A 22,562-nucleotide genomic window follows, 5' to 3' on the forward strand; every position below is an offset into this window, starting at 1 on the left:
GCTAAAAAAATATTTAACGCAGCTACTTTCAGTTGTATGGCAGTTCGTGGAAAATGCTCAGGTAATAACAAAAAATTCTCTGCCGGGTTAATAAAAAAAACACCATCACTGGCAGAAAAAGTCCTGTTTATTGTACGCAGTTTATTGTGGGGTTATTTATGAAGCGTAACACTCCTGTTACACAGAGAGAGTATTTGCTTAACGAAGGCACGACGTTGCTTTCGACGACGAATACACATAGCCATATAACTTATGCAAACACAGCATTTATAGACGCCAGCGGATTTACTGAGGACCAGCTTGTCGGTGAACCTCACAACCTCATTCGTCACCCGGATATGCCGCCCGCCGCTTTTGGCGACCTGTGGTATACCATTCAGCAAGGCGACAGCTGGACCGGCATGGTGAAAAACCGCCGCCAGAATGGCGACCATTATTGGGTGCGGGCTAATGTCACGCCTGTTTATCAGCAGGGGCAACTTACCGGTTATATTTCAGTGCGTAATATTCCACAACGTGAGGAAATTAACGCCAGTGAAAAACTTTACCAGTTAGTCAATGACAATAAATTACGTGGGCATCGTTTTTATAAAGGTCTGGTAGTTCGCCGTGGCCTGCTCTCTTTTTTATCCATTTTTCAGCGCATGAGCGTCACGCGCCGGACTAACTTTGGCCTTTTTATCACCGCTGCTTTATTAGTGGCGATGCAATTTTCCCCTTTTAATCTGGTAGAAAAAGTCGGTACGACAATCGGAATCCTGGCCCTGCTGTCTGTATATTTGCAGGCGCAAATCAGTCGTCCGTTGAAAGTTATCCTCAGCCAGATGCAAAAAGTGGTCTCCGGGCGAAAAGCCGATTACCGCCATTTTAATCGCGTGGATGAAATTGGCTTACTGATGCGTCTGGTAAATCAGTCAGGCCTCAACCTCAATTCGCTGGTCGGCGATGTTTCCGCGCAAATCAATGGCATTCGTGACATCAGCCAGCGCATTACCGACGAAGGCGAATCTCTGCAGAAACGTACGGAAGAAACGTCGGCGGATCTGCATCAGACCGCCGCGGCGGTTGAGGAGATTGCCAGCGCCGTAAGGCAGACCGCTGAAACCGCCGCAGAGGCGATGACCCGCGCGGATGAAACCAGCGCCAGTGCGAAAAGCAGCGGCGATATTATGAAGAAAACAATCTCGATGATGCAGGCCGTTTCCCAGGACAACAGCAAAATCGTTGATATCATCGGCGTGATTGACAGTATCGCCTTCCAGACCAATATCCTGGCACTGAACGCCGCAGTTGAAGCGGCGCGTGCAGGCGAGTCCGGGCGCGGTTTCGCGGTTGTTGCGGCGGAAGTTCGTAACCTTGCGCAGCACTCAGCATCCGCAGCACGTGAGATTCAGGCACTTATCGAACAGAACGTGGCGAATGTCAAAAATGGCGTTGAGATGGTGGAAAACACAGAAACGCACCTCACAGCGATGATTGATAACGTCATCACTATGTCGACGATGATCAAAGAGATTGGCACAGCAACACATGAACAGACACAGGCGCTGGAACTGATCAATGAATCCGTTTCTCGCGTCGGTGTGATGACGCATAACAACACCGGCATGGTGGAAAACGTGACCAGTGCGGCAGAAAACCTCTCTGAGCGTGCAGCCCGTCTGCATCGCGCAGTGCATGTGTTCGGTGGCAGCGAAGGCTAATTATTGATGACCCATGCTATAGTCAGTGTCTCGTTATGCTGACGTGCAGGGTTACCCATGTTCGCTTTGGTCAAGAGGATATGTTTGATTATTGCTGTCGTAATGGCAGCATCTGCCGGGGCAACTCTGCACCCCCCGGCAGGTTATCAGCAAGCGCCGCAGCACCACGCCGCTTCCCGCTTTACCTGCCCCGCCTTTCCGGCTCCCTTTACCGGCGCACTCGATTTCACCAGTAAATATGAGGGTTCGGACAGCGCTCGCGCCACGCTGAATCCGCAAGCCGACCGGGCATTCCATCAACAAACAAAGTCTATTACCGGCCTTGAAAAAGTGGTCAGTCAGGTGGTGGCGGGATTCGCCCATGATGGCAATCCGGCGCGGGCGGAATGCGTGGTCAATGGTCTGGATTTATGGGCACGCGCCGGCGCACTGACCACAGTAGCTAAAAATCACACCGGGAAATCGATGCGAAAATGGGCGCTGGCGACGCTCGCATCGTCCTGGCTGCAGCTGAAATTCTCTCCTGCACATCCGTTAGAGGGGCAGCAGGAAAAAGTAGCCGACATTGAACACTGGCTTAGTCACCTGGCCGATTTGACGGTGGCAGACTGGCGTGACCTGCCGCTTAAACGCGTTAACAACCACAGCTACTGGGCGGCCTGGGCGATTATGGCGACGGCTGTTGTTACCGACCGCCGTGATCTCTTTGACCAGTCGCTGGCGATGTACCGCACCGCCGCGAACCAGGTGGATAACGCAGGTTTTTTACCGAATGAGCTTCGCCGCGAGCAACGCACCTTTTCGTATCACAACTATGCCATTCAGCCGCTGGTCATGATAGCCCTTTTCGCCCGCAGCAATGGTGTTGAGGTGACCAGCGAAAATAACAAGGCCCTACAGCGGCTGGCCAATCGCGTTCTCTCCGGGTTCGACAATCCGGATGTGTTCACCCGGAAAACCGGTATCCCCCAGGACATCGCTTTTACCCGGCAGGCTTCCAGCCTTGCCTGGCTTGAGGGCTGGTGTGCGCTGGAAGAGTGTGGCCCGGAGGTAAAACAGCGTATTGCCGCCCTGCGCCCGCTGCACAGCACCCGTCTCGGTGGCGATCTGAGCTGGCTTTTTGCACCCCATTAACCGCAGCCGGACTGTTCCGAAAACGGACATCGGTCATTGCACCTGGTGGCGGATTAGCGGACCATCACTTTTGCGACTACAGTTTAGTCGCACTGCAAAAGGTTATATTTCGCCTGGTCAACGCGCCGGGCTTGTCCTTGAAACATCAACTGGATTAAGGAGTAAGCATGAAATCGAACCGTCAGGCACGTCATATTATGGGGCTGGACTACAAAGTCTCTAATATCAGGAAAGTGGTGAATAAGGACGATCATGAAGTTACCGTGACGCACCGTTCTGGTCGTCATCGTCGCGAAGAATAACGTACGTCCCCTTTCATGCCGCCCCGTTCGGGGTGGCATTGCGCCTCGCAAAATTCATCTCCCAAATCACGCGAACAAGAAGTATTTACCATATCTATGCTTTATACTGGCGCGCGCCGCTGTACCCGCCGCGATCAGGCATTCGCGACGGAATCGTCGACTTAGGAGCTGTAAAATGCATACGAAGCATAATAAAAACCGTTCGCTGTATATTCCCTATGCCGGGCCTGTATTACTTGAGTTTCCACTTCTCAATAAAGGCAGCGCATTTAGCACAGAAGAGAGAAGTCACTTCAACCTTCTGGGGCTGCTGCCAGCCGTGGTGGAGACCATAGAAGAACAGGCTGAGCGCGCCTGGTTACAGTACCAGGGCTTTAAGACGGATATCGATAAACATATTTACCTGCGTAATATCCAGGATACCAATGAAACCCTCTTTTATCGTCTGGTCGAGAACCATCTCGATGAGATGATGCCGGTCATTTATACCCCTACTGTGGGCTGGGCGTGCGAGCGTTTCTCCGAAATCTACCGTCGCGCGCGCGGTGTGTTTATCTCCTGGCAAGACCGAGGCAGTATGGATGACATACTGCAAAACGTTCCGAACCATAACATCAAAGTGATTGTCGTCACTGACGGTGAGCGTATTCTCGGTCTCGGTGACCAGGGCATCGGTGGGATGGGGATTCCTATTGGTAAACTCTCCCTCTACACCTCGTGTGGTGGTATCAGTCCGGCCTATACCCTGCCGGTGGTCCTGGATGTCGGTACTAACAATCAGCAGTTGCTCAACGATCCGCTCTATATGGGATCGCGCCACCCGCGTATTACCGGCGACGACTACACCGCGTTTGTCGATGAATTTATTCAGGCGGTGAAACATCGTTGGCCGAATGTGCTGCTGCAATTCGAAGATTTTGCCCAGAAGAACGCAATGCCGCTGCTTAATCGCTACCGCGACGAAATCTGCTGCTTCAATGATGACATTCAGGGAACGGCCGCCGTGACCGTAGGTACGCTGATTGCCGCCAGCCGCGCTGCAGGTAGCCAGCTCAGCAATCAGAAGATTGTCTTCCTCGGAGCAGGCTCTGCCGGATGCGGGATTGCGGAGCAGATTATTGCCCAGACTCAGCGGGAAGGATTAAGCGAAGCTGATGCCCGGCAGAAAGTCTATATGGTGGACCGCTTTGGTCTGCTCACCGATCAGATGCCGAACCTGCTGCCGTTCCAGACCAGGCTGGTACAAAAGCGCGAAAATCTGCAGAACTGGGACGCGCAGACCGAGGCACTGTCTCTGCTTGACGTTGTGCGCAACGTAAAACCGGACATTCTGATTGGCGTTTCTGGTCAGCCGGGGCTGTTTACGGAGGAGATCATCCGTGAAATGCACAAGCATTGCCCACGCCCGATCGTCATGCCGTTGTCAAACCCGACCTCACGCGTTGAAGCAACGCCGCAGGATATTATCAGCTGGACGAACGGTATGGCGCTGGTCGCTACAGGTAGCCCATTCACTCCGGTGACCTGGAATGAGAAAACCTGGCCCATTGCGCAGTGCAATAACTCCTATATCTTCCCCGGCATTGGTCTGGGGGTGATTGCGTCCGGCGCATCGCGTATTACCGACGATATGCTGATGTCGGCCAGTGAAACGCTGGCGAAGTACTCTCCGCTGGTCATTAACGGCGAAGGGTTGGTACTACCGGAGCTGAAAGATATTCATACCGTCTCACGCGCGATTGCCTTCGCGGTGGCAAAAGTCGCCCAACAACAAGGTGTTGCCGTGAAAACCTCCGAAGAGGCGCTATTGCAGGCGATTGACGATAACTTCTGGTTGCCGGAGTATCGCAACTATCGTCGGACCTCTATCTGATGGCCAGCCCGGCAACGCGATGTTGCCGGGCTTTCTTCTCTCTTACCCGTCTCTGTTTGCGCCTTTCCCGGCCAGATAACTTCCCGCACAGGAGCGGTTCATCCTGGATAGTGCGTCTCTTCGGCTGTCACAATACCTTCGAATGCGCTTAATTCCATCAACCGGCTATGGATCCAGTAACGGGAAAATTCAGCCCCCAGCGCCGCTTTGAGATAATCGCATTCGCCGAAGACAGTGAGGGCATCCTGCTGGAAAAGCGGTAGCACTGGCGCGGTAGTGAGGATATCCGGCAGATCGGCGTCGCTAACCTGCTCCAGTCCGTACAACATACCGGTCAGTATTGTCGCCATGGCCAGATAGGGATTGGCATCGGCACCGGCCAGACGGTATTCAATACGGCGATCCGCTTTATCTGAACACGGGATGCGCAACGCGGCCGAGCGCTTATTAAAACCCCATGCATTGAATATCGGCGTATCGATACGCTTGCGCAATCGCCTGAATCCATTGACTCCCGGTGCCATGATGGCTAACGACGCGGGCATAAGCCGAAGCAAACCTGCCAGACACAGACGGGTCATCTCGTTGAGCTCGCCCTCATCGGCGGCAAAGATATTTTCGCCATGGATATTGTTAAGGCTGATATGAAAATGTAAACCATTGCCCGCGAGCGCAGAAAAGGGCTTCGCCATGAAATTCGCCTGCAAGCCCTGTTTCTCCGCGACGGCACAGGTTAATTTGCGTAATGCCAGAACGTTTTCGCACAGCGCGACCACATCGCTGGAATGGTGCAAATTCAGTTCAAACTGCCCAGGCTCTGCCTCACAGACCACGCCAGACAACGGTAAGTTTTGTGCGGCGGCCATGGTTTCCAGCTCTTCAACAAAGGCTGTCTTTGCGGCCGAGAGCGACAAATGAAAACACCCGGCTTCTTGCTGTTCTTGCTGATGTTGTTGTTGCGGATCGATAAGATAAAATTCGATTTCCGGCGCGATAACGGGATATAAACCGTGATAATGAAATTTCGCCAGGACTTTTTCGAGAATATAGCGCGGATCGTACTCAAAACCGTCGCCTTCATCATTGCGCATCATCAGTAATAATTGTGCATGATGCCGGGGATCCTGAGCGCTGGGACGCAATGTTCCGGGCACGGGCACACAGAGATTATCCGGCTCATCTTCTGCATTGTCATTCTCACACCGACTGATGACCTTGCCTTTTTTATCCATGGTATAAACCGACTGCGGGAAATAACATCCGCGTGCCAGTGTGTTTAATGCAGCGACGGCAATGCGTTTTCCGCGAAATATACCGCTGGTATCGGTCAGATAAATATCAACGTGTCGGGTATCCGGGTAGCGTGCCAGATAATGGTGAACTTCTTTCGCAAAATCACTTTCGATCCTCTTCTTTGATATATCCATAAGGGCAACAACCGCAGAGGATGATGCCGTAAACGGGAAAAGGGCGCGCATATTTTTCAGTGAGGTAAAGTTCATCAGTGAGTTCATGGGTTTCATTCATTCAGGCCTCGCGGCGATAAACTCAGCATAAAATAAGCGGTATAAAGAGCCTGTAAAAAGGAAATTAACCGGCATAAAAAAAGTGTAAATCTCCCTGGTGGCGATGCTGGCATCCTGTGTAAAACCTCGCTACACTGCTTTCACCCATAAATCTGATAAATAAAAGGAGGATAATTATGTCGTACTGTGAACGTTTTCTCGTTTCACATGTATTTGGTGATCGCACCAGCTCAAGCGTTATCGGTATCGTGCTGCGATAACTTCGGCTTGAGCGAAGCTAACTAACACCCTTCCTCGGGCTTACCGGGTTATCGTCAGCGATGTTTGACGAGGCATTTCTATGCCTGTAACTCTTGAGTAAGCAATGAGCACATTACTGTCTGCACAATCATTACGTGTTGAAACGGCGTTTGGTCCGTTATTTTCTGATATCTCCTTTACCCTGAAACAAGGCGACCGTCTGGGTCTCATTGGCGACAACGGCTGTGGCAAAAGTACGCTACTGAAAGTCCTTGATGGCACCGTTTTGCCTTCTGCGGGCAGCGTTTCTGTGGCCAATCACTGTCTGATGGCGCGGGTTGAGCAACACCTGCCTGACACGCTACTGGACCTCACCCTGCTTGACGCGGTGCTTGCCCGACTCGAGCCTGGCGAACGTGATACACAATGCTGGCGTGCGCAAGCGCTGTTAGCCGGGATGGGCCTGAGTGAACATGAGATAGCCTTACCTGCGGCAACCCTCAGTGGTGGGCAACACACCCGACTCTTGTTGGCCCGTGCGTTGATAACTGATCCTGATTTATTACTTCTGGATGAGCCCAGTAACCACCTCGATCTGCCGACCATGCTCTGGCTGGAGCGATTCCTGCAACGCTGGTCTGGCAGCTTTGTGCTGGTTTCTCACGACCGGGCGTTGCTTGATGCGGTGACCAATGGCACCTGGATCCTCCGCGATAATCGGCTGCATTACTTCGCACTACCCTGCTCTGCCGCGCGTCAGGCGCTGGAGGAGCGGGATGCCAGCGATGCATTGCGCCACAAAGCCGAGCAAAAAGAGATAGACCGGGTCACCAGCAGCGCTAAACGGCTGGCGACCTGGGGACGGGTCTATGACAATGAAGATCTGTCACGCAAAGCAAAGCAAATGGAAAAGCAGGTGGAACGCCTCAAAGAGAGTCAGACGCAACTGACGGCAGGAAGTCTGTGGCGTTTAACGCTTCAGGGCGAACCGTTAATTGCCGACCGTTTGCTGGAGATGGAGAATCTTCCCGTCAGCGCCGCACCGGGTTTACCACCGCTCTTTTCCGTGCCACTGGCACGGGTAAAAACCGGTGATCGGATTGCCATTATCGGGCAAAACGGCTGCGGGAAGTCCTCCCTGCTTCGACTTATCTGGCGCCAACTGTCCAGTGATATCGCGGCGCCAGGGATGGCGATTCATCCACGCCTGCACGCCGGGTACTATGACCAGACGCTGGAGCAACTGCCTGATGACGCGACGCTTCTGGAGGCGCTGGAACCGTTCGCGCCATCGGCGGAATTGCGCAAAATGACATTAATCAGCGCCGGGTTTGCCTGGGTTCGTCACGGACAAAAAGTGGCCACACTCAGCGGTGGGGAGCGCTCACGACTGCTGTTTGTCGGCCTGTCGCTGGCGCGCTACAACCTGCTGATGCTTGATGAACCGACGAACCATCTGGATATGAGCGGTAAAGAGGCACTGATGCAGACGCTGCAGGCATTCTCGGGCGGCGTGCTGCTTGTCAGCCACGACCGTGAGCTGATTAGTCAGAGTTGTAACCGCTTCTGGCTGGTTGAACAGGGGCAGTTTAGCGAATGGCATGACGTTGAAATGGTCTACGAACGTCTGCGTCAGGAGCAACAGGAGCATGAGCCTGCGGTTACGGCAAAAGCGGCATCACCGGTACGTGTTGATGAAAGCGATGCGTTACTGGAGCAGCTGATTGCGCTGGAAACCCGTCTTGCGCAGGATCTGGCGCGTAAACCGGCGCATCAAAAACCGTTATTACAGGCGCAGTGGCGAGAGGAGATAGAAAGAATCAACCGGTTACTGATGTAAGATATAAGTAAAACAGGCGCTTTAGGCGCCTGTTTTTTCTTGTGGCTGCCAATACGTTATCAGTTGTAAATGATAACGTAAGCGTTAAGAATGACCGCGCATAACGGCAAAATACGTTTCCATGCCGCCACGAATGCGCTTCATCATTTTTTCGCATACCGACTGAGGTGAAACAGATATGGATATTTCGAACCATGGCCTGGATGTGTTGTTTATTGCAGGTTTTGGCCCTGTCCCACGCAATGTGGGTGAGAGTAAAGCGCTCTATCAGGAGACGTTAGGCCTTCCCGTTAAGCCCATGGAGGGCAATGAAGATTATCTGTTAACCGAACACGGGGCACTTGACGGCGCAAAGCATTTTGCGCTCTGGCCCCTGCACCAGGCGGCACACTCCTGCTTTGGCAGCGAAGTATGGCCTGCAGATATTCCCGCTCCGCAAAGCTGGATTGAGTTTGAAGTTGCCGATCTCGAGAGCGCAACCCGTCACCTGCGCGAAAAAGGTTACGCCCTGCTCGTGGAAAATCGGCTGGAGCCCTGGGGGCAGAGTATTACCCGTTTCCTCAGCCCTGAAGGCATGCTGGTTGGCTTAAGTATTACGCCGTGGCTATGTGATTAATGGATCATCATGCAATGGATTGAAAAGAGGTTATTGATTTAAAAATAGATTTTCTTATTGGTGGACGTTGCCAAAACCCATTGCAATACACAGCAGCGCGAACCACACCGAACGATAACGTTAGATATCGACGTGCTGCACAGGGGGGCGCCAACGGCGCTGTGAGTTGCAAATTAGCAACGCGGTTAACTATGTATACTAGCCCTCTGGCCGTTGCTGTCATTTTTGGCAGGCCAATTACTGTTCCACACACAGTTTCACCCAGGACTATATACTTTCGGTCATCCCCTCGCGCTGAAAACAATGGAGTAAATTACTATGTCGTGGAGTAAAGCAGCGTTGCTAAGTGCTGCGATTATGTTGTTTTCTGGCGTAGCAAACGCAAAAGGAATCACCTGTCCGGACTCACTCCAGGTTGATAGCAAGCCGCACAGGCTTAACGATGTAAGCCTTTTTCAGGGGTTGCCAAAAAATCTGGGCGAGTTAATGCCGGATACGCAGGATAAAACAGAGTGGACGCTAAAAGATTACCAGGACTATGCCCGGGAAAATAATATGCCGCTATATCTTGTATGCCACTACACCGGAAGTAAAAAGACCATCGTTCTAAAGGTGCCGGAAACAGCAAAAAAATGTTCTGCGTGGTATGGATACAGTAAAGAAGAGTTTTACGCCTCCTGCGAATAAACCCATCTTATTGCCAGATATCGCCCTGCCGGTGTTTCTGGCAATTCTTTTCCCACAAGAACGAGAAATAGGTAAATTACAGGGCCACCAGCCCCCCTCCATAAAGAAGGATTATCTCCGGGACGCGGCTTGCGCCATCTATATTCCGGAGCACTTGCAGTGACGCTTATTTGCGGCGAGCGTTCCGGCCACACGGCAACGTATCTCCAGCTTATCGGAGGCATCCTGCTCATGGTCCTGCTGACGGGCCATTTCATCGCGCAGATCGTCAATTATCCCTTGTACGCGTACGTGGTTAACTTCAGCCCACTGTCACGCTCCAGAATATCCGGTAGTGTCTCAAGTACCATAGCCACAGCCTTTAGCATTGATGAGTACACGCAGGGCTTTACCAGGTTCGTACTGTTTGAGGTTATCATGTAAGGCTTTCAACGCCTTGTTGCTTTACTTGTTCTCGCCAGCCATAAAACCTCATTCTGCAATACACATTTAGCTGCAACGCCGAAAAACAGTAGAAAAGCAATGCAAACAACATATCTTTCTTCTTCATAATTAACAAAAAGTTAATGAATGAATCTGGTTCTCCATGCGTACCCATGAGGTAGTGTGATGGATAAGGGATCACATTACGAAAAACGCTCCCCTGGGAGCGTTTTTTTCAGGCCAGCGCGCTAACCTCAGCGCGTCTCCGCTTTGCCTTTACGTGTCCGTACATCAGCAGCGCCGACATGGCCGAGAAAGAAAGGATCGCTGCGGGCAGCGTAACGTAATCCCAGCTCAGACCGAGCGTAATCATCAGCCCGCCAAAATAAGCGCCGATGGCGCTGCCGAGGTTAAAGGCAATTTGCCCGCCCGCCGCGCCCAGTAATTCACCGCCTTTAGCATTCTGTAAAAGGAGGATTTGCAGCGGCGCCGCCAGAGCGAACAGGCCCGCGCAGCAGATAAAGCCCATCGTTAAAGAGGCGATTTTGTTTTCGCCGAAGGCAAAAAGTAAAAGCAGAGACAGCACAATGACCAGATCGGTGGTGGCCGCAATACGCAGTGGGCTATAACGCCCGGACAATCTGCCGCTCAGCAGATTGCCTAACACCATACCCAGCCCCATCAGCATCATGATGATCGTCATGAACATCTCAGAGAAGCCGGAAACGTTCAGCATAAATGGCTTCACAAAGCTGAACCAGGCGAAGACGCCCGCGTTGCCAAACATGGTCGCGGCGAAGATAAACCATGGCTCCGGCTTTTTCAGAAAGCGAAATTGCTCGGTGAAACGGGTATCAGATTTATCAAAGAGTTGTGGTACCCAGACGAGAATTGAAACGAGCACCAGCAAATTAAACAGCGCAATCAGCATAAAAGTGTAGCGCCAGCTAAAAGCGTGACCAAGCCAGGTTCCCAGCGGTACGCCCGCAAGATTAGCGACCGTCATCCCGGCGACCATACCCGCTACGGCCAGCGTCACTTTCCCTGGCGGTGCGATTTTAGACAGGATAATCGCCCCAACGCCGAAGAAGGCGCCGTGAGGGAACCCCGACACCAGCCTGCCGATAGCCAGCATGGTATATGACGATGAAAAGGTAAAAATGGTATTCCCGACCGCGCACATGGCGACCAGCAACACCAGAATCGTTTTTAAAGAAAAACGGCTGGAGAACACGGCGATAATGGGTGCGCCGATCACCACACCGAAAGCATAAAAGGAGATCATATTGCCGGCCGACGGAATGGAGATCCCAACATCCTGCGCCAGTTCGGTCAACACACCCATAATGCCAAATTCCGCCATGCCGAGGCCAAACGTGCCCAGCGCTAACGAAAAAATCGTTTTTTTCATACCACAACCACATGTTAATAGAATGCAACAAGCATTATTGACCATTCGTTAAGTGTGAACCAGTTCAAACTCTCTCGCTGGCATATTCATCCATAGATTCAGTTCAGGCTGTGAATGCTTTCGGACCTTCTGCAACACAGGAAGTCGATGAAATACAATGACACGACTATTTTTCGCTCAGGCACGTCGCGGACATTACACTTCTTATGCGTCTCGTCATTTTTAATAGAGGAAGAGAGTCATGGGAAAAAAGAAGAACACCAGCCCTGTCGCGCAGGCGCCTCATGCGGCGCCGCTTAAAAACAAAGAATATGAAAAAGAGTTACGTCGCCTTCACGTTGAACTGGTGAAACTTCAGCGTTGGGTCGTCAGCAAAGGGCTCAAAGTCTGTATCGTATTTGAAGGACGTGATGGCGCAGGTAAAGGAGGCACCATCAAAGCGATTACTGAGCGCGTCAGTCCGCGAATCTTCCGCGTTGTCGCCCTGCCTGCACCGACTGAGCGCGAAAAAAGCCAGCTTTATCTCCAGCGCTACCTTCCACACCTGCCCGCCGCAGGCGAAATTGTTATCTTTGACCGTAGCTGGTACAACCGCGCCGGGGTTGAGCGCGTGATGGGTTTTTGCACCATGGAACAAGTGGATAAATTTCTGGAAAGTGTCCCGATGATGGAGCGCGCCATAGTAGAGTCCGGCATTATCTTGTTGAAATACTGGCTTGAGGTGACGCCGGAAGAACAAGAGCGCCGCTTGCGCGACCGCGTAAACGACGGCCGCAAGACCTGGAAACTGTCTCCCATGGATATCAAATCATTTGACCGATGGGATGATTACACCGTTGCGCGAGACGCGATGTTCGAAGCCTCTGATACCTCATGGGCCCCCTGGTTTGTCGCCCGCTCAGAAGACAAAAAACGCGTACGGCTCAATATCATTACCCATCTGTTAACGCAGATCCCTTACGAGGATCTCCCGGACGATCCGGTTGAGTTTCCAAAGCGCAAGATCGGTAAAGTCAAACCCACCCATTATCCGTTTCGTATTATTCCTGAACCGTTCTGAACTCTTTTGTTGCTGCATCGGTTATCGCTGCCGATGCAGTTATGTTTATTTCATGCGTTGCTTTTTTCTCTAACTCCGCTCGCAGAAGGCGAATTAGGGTAATTTATTGGTGAGACAATTTAATGCGCCTCAAAACTTCTCCTCGCAAAAAAATAACGTATTGCCATATTCTATGATTGTTCAGAGCGATTGTTATGATGATTTTTCTACCCGCGTAATTTATTAGTAGTCATGGTGCGTATAGTGCTATAAATTCCCTCTTTGCCGTTTTTTAAGAGAATAGAGCTGTATGAATAAGAAGAAAGCCACGTTGCTCGGGCTGTTAGCTATCCTGTTGTGGAGCACGATGGTGGGTCTGATCCGCGCGGTCAGCGAAGGCCTGGGTCCGGTTGGCGGCGCGGCGATGATTTATACATTGAGCGGCATGTTGCTTATTCTCACCGTCGGTTTTCCCGATATCCGCCGTTTCCCTCGCGGCTATTTACTGACAGCCAGCGTTTTATTTGTCAGCTATGAACTCTGCCTTGCCCTGTCACTGGGGTTTGCCGGAACCCGCCAGCAGGCGATTGAAGTCGGTATGGTTAACTATTTATGGCCAGGCTTAACCATCTTATTTGCAATCCTGTTTAATGGTCAAAAAGCCACGCTGTGGGTAATTCCGGGACTTATTCTGGCAATAATGGGGGTAAGCTGGGTATTGGGTGGCGAACAGGGATTAAATATCCATGACATTACACAAAATATTCTCTCCAGCCCGTTAAGTTATTCTCTTGCATTTGCCGGTGCTTTTATCTGGGCGATTTACTGTACTGTTACCAGTAAATATGCCAAAGGTTCCAATGGCATTACGCTCTTTATTCTACTGACGGCGGCGACCTTATGGGTAAAGTTTGCTCTGACCAGTCAACCGCCCATGCATTTTACACTTCCTGTGGTGATTAAACTGGTGATGACCGCCATTGCGCTGGGCTTCGGTTATGCCGCCTGGAATACGGGGATTTTACACGGGCATGTTGCCGTGCTGGCAGCAGCATCCTATTTCACGCCGGTGCTCTCCTCGGCACTGGCGGCCGCAGTGCTGAGCACCCCGCTCTCGTTTTCCTTTTGGCAGGGCGCGTTTATGGTGTGCGGCGGGTCTCTGCTTTGCTGGTGGGCGACGCGTCATCAATAGTGGTCATTGCGCCGCCTGTTCAATTGAACTAAAATTCATATCAAATGAACAGACGGAGCAGAATAATGCAACTCTATACACCGGGCGTACGCGCGATACCGCACGACCTGCTCAGCATCCTGGGGCTGCCCGCCACGGCGATTGCCGCTCATGACAGCATAAACGCCGGTCTGAGCGCAGGTGTGTTGCGTGATATCGCTGGCGCCGTCTCCCTTGATGAAGTCACGCTGTGCCGAATGGCCGGCATTGACCGCAATACCTACAGCCGTCGGCTTAACAGCACGGAAAAACGCTTTTCGCCAGAACAGAGCGCACGTGTCTATACGCTTGCGCGGGTGATCAGCGCTGCCCGGGAGTTATTTGAAGGTGACAGCCAACGCATGGCCAACTGGCTTAATAAACCCGCTAAAGGTCTGGGTGGTAAAAAACCAGCAGAGCTGCTCTCCACTCCCGCCGGAGCGGAGGCGGTACTGACATTAATTGGTCGCCTTGAGCATGGCGTTATCGGCTAATGGAAAATGTGACTTTCTGGCGTCTGGTCAAAGAGCGCTATGCGCTGACCGCCTTCGATGGCTACGGCGCACGTACCTTTGGCGGGCGCTGGAATTCACCCGGGCATGAATGCGTCTATCTGGGCGAATCAAAAGCCCTCTGTGTGCTGGAAACGCTGGTACACCTTGAGATTGAAGATATCGCTCTGGGTTACTGTTTTTTAACCCTCGATGTGCCGCGTAACCTTATCGCAACGCTGGATCTGACCGCCCTGCCCGCCGACTGGAAAGCCGACCCGCCGCCTGTTTCAACGCAACAAATCGGTGATGACTGGCTTGCCTCAACGCAAAACGGACTGATACTGCGTGTCCCCAGCACCATCACCGGTGAATGGAACGCGCTGTTTAACCCCGAACACCCACAGGCGGCGAAAGTCCTTAAGAGCGTAAAGTCCGAACCCTTTATGCTGGACCCGCGTCTTAGCCGTGCCTGCTAGCTGATTATCGACACTGTTAAAACCCAGTCGACCGCCCGCGCGAGCTAAAAGGCGCATAGGTGCTGAGGATGGAGACGTGGCTGCCAGATGTCGACGATACGGCGTTTGACCGACATCTGGATGCCATCATTTATCTACGCCCCTTCACCGTGAAGGTCGAAACGCGACATTACGGTGTCGAGCGCCTCAACGCTGAAACCATAGCGCGGATCATCCGTACCCAGACCGAATCGTTGCTGCATTACGTCGTACAATGCCTGTGTATCCGCTAAGGTCTTCTCCTCCACCACATGCCCGTTCTGCCAGTGAGTAAAGTGGTAGTTTGTCAGCGTCAATTTTCCGCCGTCAGGCTGATGCAGACACATCAGCAAATGGTGGCGAAAGTGCGATTGCGGCCAGTGAGCTGAGTGGAAATTTCCCATTACAAAGTCGGCCTGGTATTGCTGTCCCATCTCAAACTGATAGAGAGACTGCCAGCGATCGTGGTGACGAAATTGCAAAATCCAGTCCGGCCCGGCCTGTTGCAGACGGTACAGACCATGCGGCGTCTCCTGCTCAATCTCTGCCTTGAGGCGAACAGGCGCGGTGAGCGTTAACCCGCCAAAGCCGACATCAGCAATCCACTGCTCCTCTCCTAACGTCACCAGCACCACGCGGTGCGTGCGCGGCGGCATATGTGGCGGATTTGCCAAAACCACACGCCCTAACAGGCTGCGAACTTCAAAGCCGATTTCGCGTAATACGCGTTCAAACAGGCCATTTTGCTCAAAACAGTAACCGCCACGGCGGGCAGTCACCAGTTTATTAAAGATAGCCTCCTCGCTCAGTTCGATTTCACGAGGAAGCACGACCTCAATATTTTCAAACGGAATGCTGCTGTTATGCTGCAGATGCAGCGTACGTAATGTTTCCAGATCCACAGCGGGGACAGCGGTATAGCGAATACGGGCGAAATAGTCGTCCAGAAACGAGGTCATAAGAAGCTCCTGCAATAGATGTCCTTCTGTTATATCTCATTTTTTTTAGCGCACAGGAGATTTTGTGCCCTGCATTTATCGTTGCGTGCTGCGCTGCATCATCGCCAGCGCGGTCAGCATCAGTGCGAGTCCGGTAATGAGCGTTAGTGTCGCCATCGCCATTCCTTGTCCAACCGACCCTTGTTCAAACTGCCGCCAGATAAAGACCGCCACCGTTTGGGTCCCCGCCGGGGCCAGCAGCAGCGATGTCACCAGTTCACGCGAGGCGATAGCAAAGACCATCAGCATCGCCGCCAGCATGGCCGGAAAGACCAGTGGCAGAACAATAAAACGCAATGCCTGTAAGGCACTGGCACCATGAACACGGGCGGCTGGCTCCAGATTCCCGCCCAGCTGACGCAGCGCACTTCCGACATAGCGAACCGGCCAGGGCAGCAGCAGACAACAGTACGAGAGCAGTAAAATAGCCCAGGTGTTATACGGCGAGACGGGCCAGAACGTGCGGTTCCACAACAGAATCAGTCCCACCCCCACCACAATACCCGGCAGTGCCGCCGGCATCAGCGACAGCGCGTCAATGACACTTCGCCCCTTGATGCGTTGCACCACCACAAGCCAGGCGGCAAGTAGCCCGACAACGCCGGTGATCAATGCCGACGCAAAGGCCAGTGACAAGCTGGTCCCCAGCGCTGACAGGGCGTCACCCTGTTGAGCAAACAGCGCGGCATAATGAGCGGTGGTGGCGTTTGCCAGCGATAAGCCGCCTGACAGGGTCGACATCACCCCGGTTATCGCCATAGAAAACCCAGGCACCACCACCGCCAGAAAGCCGATAAATGCCATTGCCAGCACTACCGGCACACCCGCAATACCGAGCTTCGCGCCGGTATTCTCCGCAGGTTTTCCGGTCACACTGGTGACGTCTTTGCCCCCCGTCAGCTTGCCCTGTAGCCACCAGGCGCTAAGCGCAATCACGATCAGCATCAGCGACAGCATTGATGCGCCCGGCAGGTCGATAGGCCAGTCGGCCAGTTTTTTCTCGATACCTACGGTCAGCATCACCACGCCGGAGCGGGTACCCAGCGCGGCGGGGACACCATACTCTTCAATCGCCAGGGTAAAGGCCAGCAGCATGCCTGCCGCCAGCGAAGGCGATAACATCGGCAGCGTGATATGCCAAAAGGCGCGCCAGGCCGTTGCGCCATGGACACGGGCAACCAGCGCCAGACGCTGCCCGCTGGCCAACAGACTTCGGGATACGGCGAAGTAAACGACCGGAAAAATATTGAGCGTCATGACCAGCACGATCCCGCTTTTGCTAAACAGCAATGTATTGAGATCGAACCCCAGCAACTGAGCAAGATACCCATTAGTTTGCAAAACCAGCATCCAGGAGAGTGCCGCAATATAAGGTGGTGTCAGAAACGGGATGAGGAACAGCAAATCCCACATCCGTGGACAGGGTAAATCGAACAGTCCACGCGCAATACCCAACGGCAGGCCAATGCAGGCGCTAAGAAGCGCAACGCCTGCGGCTATTTGCAGCGTTCCGGCAAACATCGCCGGGAGTTGTGGGTCGCAAAACAGCGGGCGTACCCCGGAAAATGCGCCCTTAAGAGAGCCTGCGCTAAATTGCGGGAAAACAGCCTGCAAAACGATAAACAGCAATGGCAGCGCGACCAGAACCATCAGAACGGCCACGGTCACAAGCGAGATTAATCGTTGGTTCACGATGAGTATCCAGAAGACGGGGTTGCCCCCGTCGGGCAATGGTTACTGAGCAAAGAGTCTGTTAAAGCGCTTGAGCACAGCACCGCGCTCGCTGGTGCCGTCGTTTTTAGTCGGCAGAATCTTCAGCTCGTTAAAGAGCGGGCGTTTTGCCTGCACATCGGTACGCGCAGGCATCAGCCAGGCATCGGCCACCAGTTTCTGCCCTTCCGGCGACAGCACGTAATCCACAAACGCTTTGGCATCGGCTTCGTGCTGAGTGGATTTGAGGATCATCATCGGGCGAGGCGCAATCACGGTTCCGCTGGCCGGGAAGATCACTTTCAATGATTCGCCCTGCTCAATGTTGCCATAAGTGACATAATCGACCGCACCGAACACCGCCGCTTTTGCCCCCTGCATGACCGGCGTGACCGCCTGTGCGTTCGGGCCGCTGACCACCATGCCATTTTTCTTGAGTTCATCAAACAGCGTCCAGGCGCTGTCGCCCATGCCGTTTTGCAGGCCAATCAGCAGATCCAGTGATGCGCCAGAGAGGGCCGGATCGGGGGTGGTGACTTTGTCTTTAAACGCGGGCGCGGTCAGATCTTTCCACTCTTTCGGTTCCGAAGTGCCACTTTTGGTATTCCAGACGATACCCAGCGCAGAAACGCCCTGCGCGACAAAATCCGTGCTTTTGAGCATCTCAGGTACTTTATCGGCGTTAGCGCTCTGATAAGGCAGCAACCAGCCGCGGTTATGCAGATCTTCTGCCGTATCCCAGGAGGCAGAGATCAGGATATCCGCCTGCGGGTTGGCCTGCTCAGCTTCAAGGCGCGCCATGACTTTGCCGGTTGTAGCCTGGAAAATATCCACTTTCACCCCGGTTTTCTTCTCAAATCCACTGGCCAGGCCTTTCGCCAGTGAACCTGGCCCGGCGGTGTAAACGGTAAGCGCATGCGCGCTGGAGATCATAACGGACGATAATACCATGGCCAAAGCAACTCCTTGTTTCACTGATATTTTCATGCAAGTTCCCCTGAGGATGTTGTAACAGAACGAATCGCGTCTACACGTCCGGCAGACAAATGAACAATACGGTCAGCGAGGATCTCGGCTTCCCGACGATCATGGGTGACATAAACAGCGGTAATGCCGAGCTGGCGAAGCAGTGATGCCATCTCGCGGCATAAGGATTCGCGTAACTCGCTGTCGAGATTGGAAAGGGGTTCATCAAATAACAGCACACGCGGCTCGGCGATAATGGCTCGTGCCAGCGCCACTCGCTGCTGCTGACCGCCAGAAAGCCCTGAGGGCTTGCGTTTAGCAAACTCGCCCAGACCAACGCGTGCCAGCGCTTGCAGGACGCGGTTTTCACGCTCAGCACGCGGGACATTGCGCATCTTTAAGGGGAAAGCGACATTCTCTTCCACCGTCATATGTGGCCAAAGCGCATAGTCCTGAAAAACCATGCCAATATCACGGGACTCCGGCGGCAACGCCCATCCGGCCTTCGCCACCAGACGCGAACCGAAGGTAATCGTGCCGTCAGCAGGTTGTGTTAATCCGGCCAGTAAACGCAACAACGTACTTTTGCCGCAGCCTGAGGGGCCGAGCAATGCCACGATAGTACCTGCGGGAATAAGGAGATCGATCTGATTGAGAACGGTGTTGCTGCCAAAGGCATACGACACACCTTCCAGGCGGATTTCGGTGAACGCATCCATTAGCGCACTCCCACAATGAGAACGCGCCTGATACCCGTGGTCTTCATCCAACGGGCGGCGTCCACCTGCACGAACGTCAGGGGGGCAAACATGTTGTTATCCTCTTTGGGATTTGATGCCGCTGACTATAGGCAGGTAATGTGACGTAAAAATTACGATAATGTTGCGTCTTGATTTATATAGAAGAATAGTAAACCCTTAGAACATCTCTCCTGATTTTTCCCTAATACAAAAAGGTGATTACGTGCGTATCGCAACGATCACAAATTTTGCTTATATCGCAACCGTTGTTCTGACGCTCTCCTCAGGCGTTGCGTTGTTCAGCGCATCCAGTGCGGACCGGGCTGAACGCGAAGCCGTCGCCCAGAGCCGCCTTTTCGATACGCTGACCGATGAACTGGAAAGAGAAGCCTACGCGTTGACTGATTTTGCCCGTGAGGCGGTGGTGAAACGGCAGCCGGAAAACATCAAGGCCTGGCGACAAATGCTGGAGAAAGATATCCAGTTCGAAAACCATTTGCTGGGTATGCATGATAACGGCGCCACGTCAGAAGAAATTCTGATCCTCAGAGATGGCCTTAAAGTCTTTGATCAACTTGAAGATGAGCAGCGTGCCGCAATATCTGCAGTGGAAGCGGGCAATATTAATGAGGCTATGAATATCATCTTTGGGCAGCAGTACGAAGACCAGCTTGCTCAGGCCGAATACCGCTTTGCCCATTTTCGTAGTTTGTCAGACCAACGCACGGCGAGCGTGATTGCCGAGGCGACGGCGCTATCGCAGCGGCTACGCACCGTCTCCGAAGTGATGGTGGGCGTTACCGCCCTGCTTTTCTTGTTTGTGCTTGGTTTTATTATCAAACGCCGCATTTTGCGCCCGGTGGTTACCCTGAGCGACGTGGTGAACCGGCTGGCAACACAGGATTACGCGGTAGAAACACCGGTACTGGCGCAGGTCGATGAAATTGGCGATATGGCCCAGGCAATCCATATTTTTCGCGAAAATGGCCTTGCCCGCCAGCGGCTGGAACAAGAGCGCGATGCCGAGTGGGCTTCGCGCACCCTGCTGGCGAGGATGACGCAACGCCTGCAGGGCTGCGATTCCCATGCAGGCATTGTCAGGGTCGTTGGCCGTTTCGCGCCGAAGATAATCCCTGACATGGGGGGACGACTCTATATTCTGGATTCGCGGACAAACCGCATGAAATGTGCGGTCCGCTGGCTGTTGCCGCCTGGCGAGGATGCGCCATTTACCCCCGATGCCTGTTGGGCGTTAAAACGCGGGCAACTGCACTGCCCGTCGCATGATTCGGTAGATATGCCCTGCGAACACCTTATGCCGGAGGTTGCCGCAAGGGCCATCTGTGTGCCGTTAATTGCGCAAAACAAGATTATCGGCTTACTGACCTTCGACAATGAACAACTGAAAGAGCCCACCTACGCCTATCTGGAGCTGATGGCAGAGACCATCGCACTGGCGCTGGCAAACCAGATATTGCGCGATACCCTGACGGAAAAAGCAACCCATGACTCGCTGACGGGGTTGCGTAACCGCCATAATCTGGAGGAGACCCTTCGCACCCTGGTTGATCAATCCATGGCAAACGGAACCTGTCTGAGTTGCCTGATGATCGATATCGACTACTTTAAAAAACTTAATGACAGCCACGGGCATGAAGCGGGCGACAAAGTGCTGCGCGAAATTGCGCGTTTATTGCAGGAAACAGTGGGAGATAACGGTGTTGCCTTCCGCTATGGCGGCGAGGAGTTTCTGATTATTTTGCCTGATACCAGCGAGGCGGATGCCAGAAAACTGGCTGAACTGTTGCTGCAAAATGTACTGAACCAGCGCATTTTCTATGAATCCCATGATATCGGGCAGGTTTCGATCTCAATCGGTCTGGCTACATGGCCGCAGCATGCGCGGGCAGCGAATCTGATCCGTGCGGCGGACCTTGCACTCTACATGGCTAAAGAACAGGGGCGCGGCCAGATTGTGGTTGCCCGCAACGCAAACGCGCCACAAAAGCTCCTTTCCTCCTGAGATAACGGCTGCGCGGCGCGCAGCCATTTCGTTACAGTGTCACTTGTTCACAATCTACCCGCAAGCGATCGGCCTCCTCCTGCGGCATACCGGCGCGCACTGCCGCCGCGCAAATCCCCTGCCAGCTCCCCGGATCTAACGGAATCCCCTGTGTTTTACGCAGGCGGCGGTTATTTTCTTCCCACTCTCCAGGCACCAGAATCGGCTCGTCATTGCTATGCGGCGACTGTTTCACCCAATCAACAAAGGCCTGTGTCTGTTGCTGCATATCCGGTGCAGCAAACATTTCCGGGTTCAAAATAATCGTGGTCATACAGTTAAAAATAGCATCGACGCTGGCCTGCAGCGTCTTCTCATGGGTGGTTAGTCCTCCGGAAAGCGCGCCCCCCATAATTTCGCACAGCGCCGCCAGCGCATATCCTTTATGTTGCGCAAACGTCACCAGTGAACCCAGCGGTGAACGGTGCATGACCGCCGGGTCATTAGTGGGACGTCCCTGCGCGTCGATAAGACAGCCATCGGGCACCGGCTCGCCTTTATGGTAAGCCACTCTCGTTTTGCCAAATGCAATGGCGCTGGTGGCGTAGTCCAGCAGCAGTGGCGGTTGTCCTTCCCGTGGGAAAACCACGCAAAAAGGATTGGTTCCGAACCGGCTGTCTTTACCGCCAAAGGGGGCCACCATCGGATCGCCCACTACGCTGACAAAATGGATAGAGACAAAACCGGCCGCGGCACACTGTTCGGCCCAGTAGCCAATACGCCCGATATGATGGGCGTTATGAAGTCCAACGGCGGCGAGGCCGTGTTGTCTGGCCTTTTCAATGCCCAGTGTCATCGCTTCATGCGCAGCGACCTGGCCAAAAGCCCGATTCCCGTTCAGGGTAACCACTGCGCCCATATCTTTCACCACGCTGGCATGGCGGTTAAGTTGCAGGTAGCCCTGCTCAAGGGAGCGAACGTAGCTCGGGATCATCCCTACGCCATGAGAATCGTGTCCAGCAAGGTTCGCCGCGAGCAGATGCTCCGCGACCAGGCGAGCTTCCTGTGGCTCGCTGCCCGCATAGTGCAGGATTTTCTCGATAAAATGGTGCAAGCGGCGGGGATGAAGACGAAGCCCTGTATTCATTGAAAAT

20 protein-coding genes are annotated in these 22,562 nt (G+C 53.3%); 13 read left to right on the forward strand and 7 right to left on the reverse strand.

Translation table 11 applies throughout. The features are described from left to right. Positions 1-158 precede the first annotated feature (158 nt). The 4 genes from AAIG39_RS10440 (at position 159) to AAIG39_RS10455 (ending at position 5,012) form a co-directional block, all read left to right on the forward strand. The gene (locus AAIG39_RS10440; RefSeq protein ID WP_343193792.1) at positions 159-1,703 is read left to right on the forward strand and encodes a methyl-accepting chemotaxis protein; all 1,545 of its coding nucleotides are present in this window, start codon (positions 159-161) and stop codon (positions 1,701-1,703) included. An 84-nt stretch (positions 1,704-1,787) separates the two neighbouring features. Beyond that, positions 1,788-2,837 carry a mannuronate-specific alginate lyase gene (locus tag AAIG39_RS10445; protein ID WP_343193793.1) on the forward strand — a complete coding sequence of 350 codons (1,050 nt, stop codon included), beginning with the start codon at positions 1,788-1,790 and terminating at the stop codon, positions 2,835-2,837. 167 nt (positions 2,838-3,004) lie between these two features. Beyond that, on the forward strand, positions 3,005-3,139 hold the full coding sequence (gene sra, locus AAIG39_RS10450) for a stationary-phase-induced ribosome-associated protein (protein WP_047370343.1): 135 nt from the start codon (positions 3,005-3,007) through the stop codon (positions 3,137-3,139). A 175-nt stretch (positions 3,140-3,314) separates the two neighbouring features. Beyond that, positions 3,315-5,012, forward strand: a complete 1,698-nt coding sequence (locus tag AAIG39_RS10455; RefSeq protein ID WP_090084345.1) for an NAD-dependent malic enzyme — start codon at positions 3,315-3,317, stop codon at positions 5,010-5,012. 98 nt (positions 5,013-5,110) lie between these two features. Here AAIG39_RS10455 and AAIG39_RS10460 read toward each other — a convergent pair whose 3' ends face one another. Continuing rightward, positions 5,111-6,526, reverse strand: coding sequence for a glutamine synthetase family protein (locus AAIG39_RS10460; protein ID WP_343193794.1), 1,416 nt, complete (start codon positions 6,524-6,526; stop codon positions 5,111-5,113). Between the two features lie 376 nt (positions 6,527-6,902). Between AAIG39_RS10460 and AAIG39_RS10465 the strand changes: the two genes are divergently transcribed. From AAIG39_RS10465 to AAIG39_RS10480, 4 genes are all read left to right on the forward strand, one after another. After that, on the forward strand, positions 6,903-8,618 hold the full coding sequence (locus AAIG39_RS10465; RefSeq protein WP_343193795.1) for an ABC-F family ATP-binding cassette domain-containing protein: 1,716 nt from the start codon (positions 6,903-6,905) through the stop codon (positions 8,616-8,618). Positions 8,619-8,796: 178 nt separating this feature from the next. Further along, positions 8,797-9,234: a VOC family protein gene (locus AAIG39_RS10470; protein WP_343193796.1), complete on the forward strand. Its 438-nt coding sequence runs from the start codon at positions 8,797-8,799 to the stop codon at positions 9,232-9,234. Positions 9,235-9,552: 318 nt separating this feature from the next. Beyond that, on the forward strand, positions 9,553-9,921 hold the full coding sequence (locus tag AAIG39_RS10475) for an STY0301 family protein (RefSeq protein ID WP_090084339.1): 369 nt from the start codon (positions 9,553-9,555) through the stop codon (positions 9,919-9,921). 159 nt (positions 9,922-10,080) lie between these two features. Further along, on the forward strand, positions 10,081-10,344 hold the full coding sequence (locus tag AAIG39_RS10480) for a hypothetical protein (protein WP_343193797.1): 264 nt from the start codon (positions 10,081-10,083) through the stop codon (positions 10,342-10,344). 235 nt (positions 10,345-10,579) lie between these two features. Here AAIG39_RS10480 and araJ read toward each other — a convergent pair whose 3' ends face one another. Then, on the reverse strand, positions 10,580-11,755 hold the full coding sequence (gene araJ, locus AAIG39_RS10485) for an MFS transporter AraJ (RefSeq protein WP_249572310.1): 1,176 nt from the start codon (positions 11,753-11,755) through the stop codon (positions 10,580-10,582). A gap of 241 nt (positions 11,756-11,996) precedes the next feature. On the opposite strand from araJ, the gene ppk2 reads away from it, so the two are divergent. From ppk2 to AAIG39_RS10505, 4 genes are all read left to right on the forward strand, one after another. Then, complete coding sequence (ppk2, locus tag AAIG39_RS10490) at positions 11,997-12,815, forward strand: polyphosphate kinase 2 (RefSeq protein WP_249572311.1); 819 nt, start codon at positions 11,997-11,999, stop codon at positions 12,813-12,815. Between the two features lie 289 nt (positions 12,816-13,104). Then, positions 13,105-13,986: an aromatic amino acid DMT transporter YddG gene (gene yddG / locus AAIG39_RS10495; protein WP_343193798.1), complete on the forward strand. Its 882-nt coding sequence runs from the start codon at positions 13,105-13,107 to the stop codon at positions 13,984-13,986. Between the two features lie 65 nt (positions 13,987-14,051). Next, entirely contained in the window at positions 14,052-14,498 is a 447-nt protein-coding gene (parS, locus tag AAIG39_RS10500; protein ID WP_249572313.1) for a type II RES/Xre toxin-antitoxin system antitoxin, read from the forward strand. Next, positions 14,498-14,974 (forward strand): RES family NAD+ phosphorylase, encoded by a 477-nt coding sequence (locus tag AAIG39_RS10505; protein WP_090084330.1) that lies wholly within the window; start codon positions 14,498-14,500, stop codon positions 14,972-14,974. The genes parS and AAIG39_RS10505 overlap by 1 nt, the downstream gene beginning before the upstream one ends. Before the next feature lie 134 nt (positions 14,975-15,108). On the opposite strand, the gene AAIG39_RS10510 is transcribed toward AAIG39_RS10505, so the two are convergent. From AAIG39_RS10510 to AAIG39_RS10525, 4 genes are all read right to left on the reverse strand, one after another. Further along, on the reverse strand, positions 15,109-15,951 hold the full coding sequence (locus AAIG39_RS10510) for an arylamine N-acetyltransferase (RefSeq protein WP_343193799.1): 843 nt from the start codon (positions 15,949-15,951) through the stop codon (positions 15,109-15,111). A 75-nt stretch (positions 15,952-16,026) separates the two neighbouring features. Beyond that, a complete protein-coding gene (locus AAIG39_RS10515; RefSeq protein ID WP_343193800.1) occupies positions 16,027-17,682 on the reverse strand; it encodes an ABC transporter permease in 1,656 nt (551 codons plus the stop codon). A 42-nt stretch (positions 17,683-17,724) separates the two neighbouring features. Continuing rightward, positions 17,725-18,687, reverse strand: coding sequence for an ABC transporter substrate-binding protein (locus AAIG39_RS10520; protein ID WP_343193801.1), 963 nt, complete (start codon positions 18,685-18,687; stop codon positions 17,725-17,727). Then, on the reverse strand, positions 18,684-19,385 hold the full coding sequence (locus AAIG39_RS10525; protein ID WP_343193802.1) for an ABC transporter ATP-binding protein: 702 nt from the start codon (positions 19,383-19,385) through the stop codon (positions 18,684-18,686). Before AAIG39_RS10525 ends, AAIG39_RS10520 begins: the two co-directional genes overlap by 4 nt. 244 nt (positions 19,386-19,629) lie before the next feature. On the opposite strand from AAIG39_RS10525, the gene AAIG39_RS10530 reads away from it, so the two are divergent. Then, a complete protein-coding gene (locus AAIG39_RS10530; RefSeq protein WP_090084322.1) occupies positions 19,630-21,429 on the forward strand; it encodes a sensor domain-containing diguanylate cyclase in 1,800 nt (599 codons plus the stop codon). Between the two features lie 31 nt (positions 21,430-21,460). Here the strand turns inward: AAIG39_RS10530 and AAIG39_RS10535 are convergent, their stop codons facing one another. Then, positions 21,461-22,555 (reverse strand): malate/lactate/ureidoglycolate dehydrogenase, encoded by a 1,095-nt coding sequence (locus tag AAIG39_RS10535; protein ID WP_343193803.1) that lies wholly within the window; start codon positions 22,553-22,555, stop codon positions 21,461-21,463. Positions 22,556-22,562 lie beyond the last annotated feature (7 nt).

The sequence above is a fragment of the Phytobacter palmae genome (genome assembly GCF_039409775.1).
Taxonomy (GTDB): Bacteria; Pseudomonadota; Gammaproteobacteria; order Enterobacterales; family Enterobacteriaceae; genus Phytobacter; species Phytobacter palmae.

What these genes read in the sequence shown, in the direction of transcription:
- AAIG39_RS10525 (WP_343193802.1), bottom strand. Translation starts at nt 19,385, where the DNA reads ATGGATGCGTTCACCGAAATCCGCCTGGAAGGTGTGTCGTATGCCTTT.
- AAIG39_RS10440 (WP_343193792.1), top strand. Translation starts at nt 159, where the DNA reads ATGAAGCGTAACACTCCTGTTACACAGAGAGAGTATTTGCTTAACGAA.
- AAIG39_RS10505 (WP_090084330.1), top strand. Translation starts at nt 14,498, where the DNA reads ATGGAAAATGTGACTTTCTGGCGTCTGGTCAAAGAGCGCTATGCGCTG.
- sra (WP_047370343.1), top strand. Translation starts at nt 3,005, where the DNA reads ATGAAATCGAACCGTCAGGCACGTCATATTATGGGGCTGGACTACAAA.
- AAIG39_RS10470 (WP_343193796.1), top strand. Translation starts at nt 8,797, where the DNA reads ATGGATATTTCGAACCATGGCCTGGATGTGTTGTTTATTGCAGGTTTT.
- AAIG39_RS10535 (WP_343193803.1), bottom strand. Translation starts at nt 22,555, where the DNA reads ATGAATACAGGGCTTCGTCTTCATCCCCGCCGCTTGCACCATTTTATC.
- parS (WP_249572313.1), top strand. Translation starts at nt 14,052, where the DNA reads ATGCAACTCTATACACCGGGCGTACGCGCGATACCGCACGACCTGCTC.
- AAIG39_RS10455 (WP_090084345.1), top strand. Translation starts at nt 3,315, where the DNA reads ATGCATACGAAGCATAATAAAAACCGTTCGCTGTATATTCCCTATGCC.
- AAIG39_RS10510 (WP_343193799.1), bottom strand. Translation starts at nt 15,951, where the DNA reads ATGACCTCGTTTCTGGACGACTATTTCGCCCGTATTCGCTATACCGCT.
- araJ (WP_249572310.1), bottom strand. Translation starts at nt 11,755, where the DNA reads ATGAAAAAAACGATTTTTTCGTTAGCGCTGGGCACGTTTGGCCTCGGC.
- AAIG39_RS10520 (WP_343193801.1), bottom strand. Translation starts at nt 18,687, where the DNA reads ATGAAAATATCAGTGAAACAAGGAGTTGCTTTGGCCATGGTATTATCG.
- ppk2 (WP_249572311.1), top strand. Translation starts at nt 11,997, where the DNA reads ATGGGAAAAAAGAAGAACACCAGCCCTGTCGCGCAGGCGCCTCATGCG.
- AAIG39_RS10460 (WP_343193794.1), bottom strand. Translation starts at nt 6,526, where the DNA reads ATGAACTCACTGATGAACTTTACCTCACTGAAAAATATGCGCGCCCTT.
- AAIG39_RS10475 (WP_090084339.1), top strand. Translation starts at nt 9,553, where the DNA reads ATGTCGTGGAGTAAAGCAGCGTTGCTAAGTGCTGCGATTATGTTGTTT.
- yddG (WP_343193798.1), top strand. Translation starts at nt 13,105, where the DNA reads ATGAATAAGAAGAAAGCCACGTTGCTCGGGCTGTTAGCTATCCTGTTG.
- AAIG39_RS10465 (WP_343193795.1), top strand. Translation starts at nt 6,903, where the DNA reads ATGAGCACATTACTGTCTGCACAATCATTACGTGTTGAAACGGCGTTT.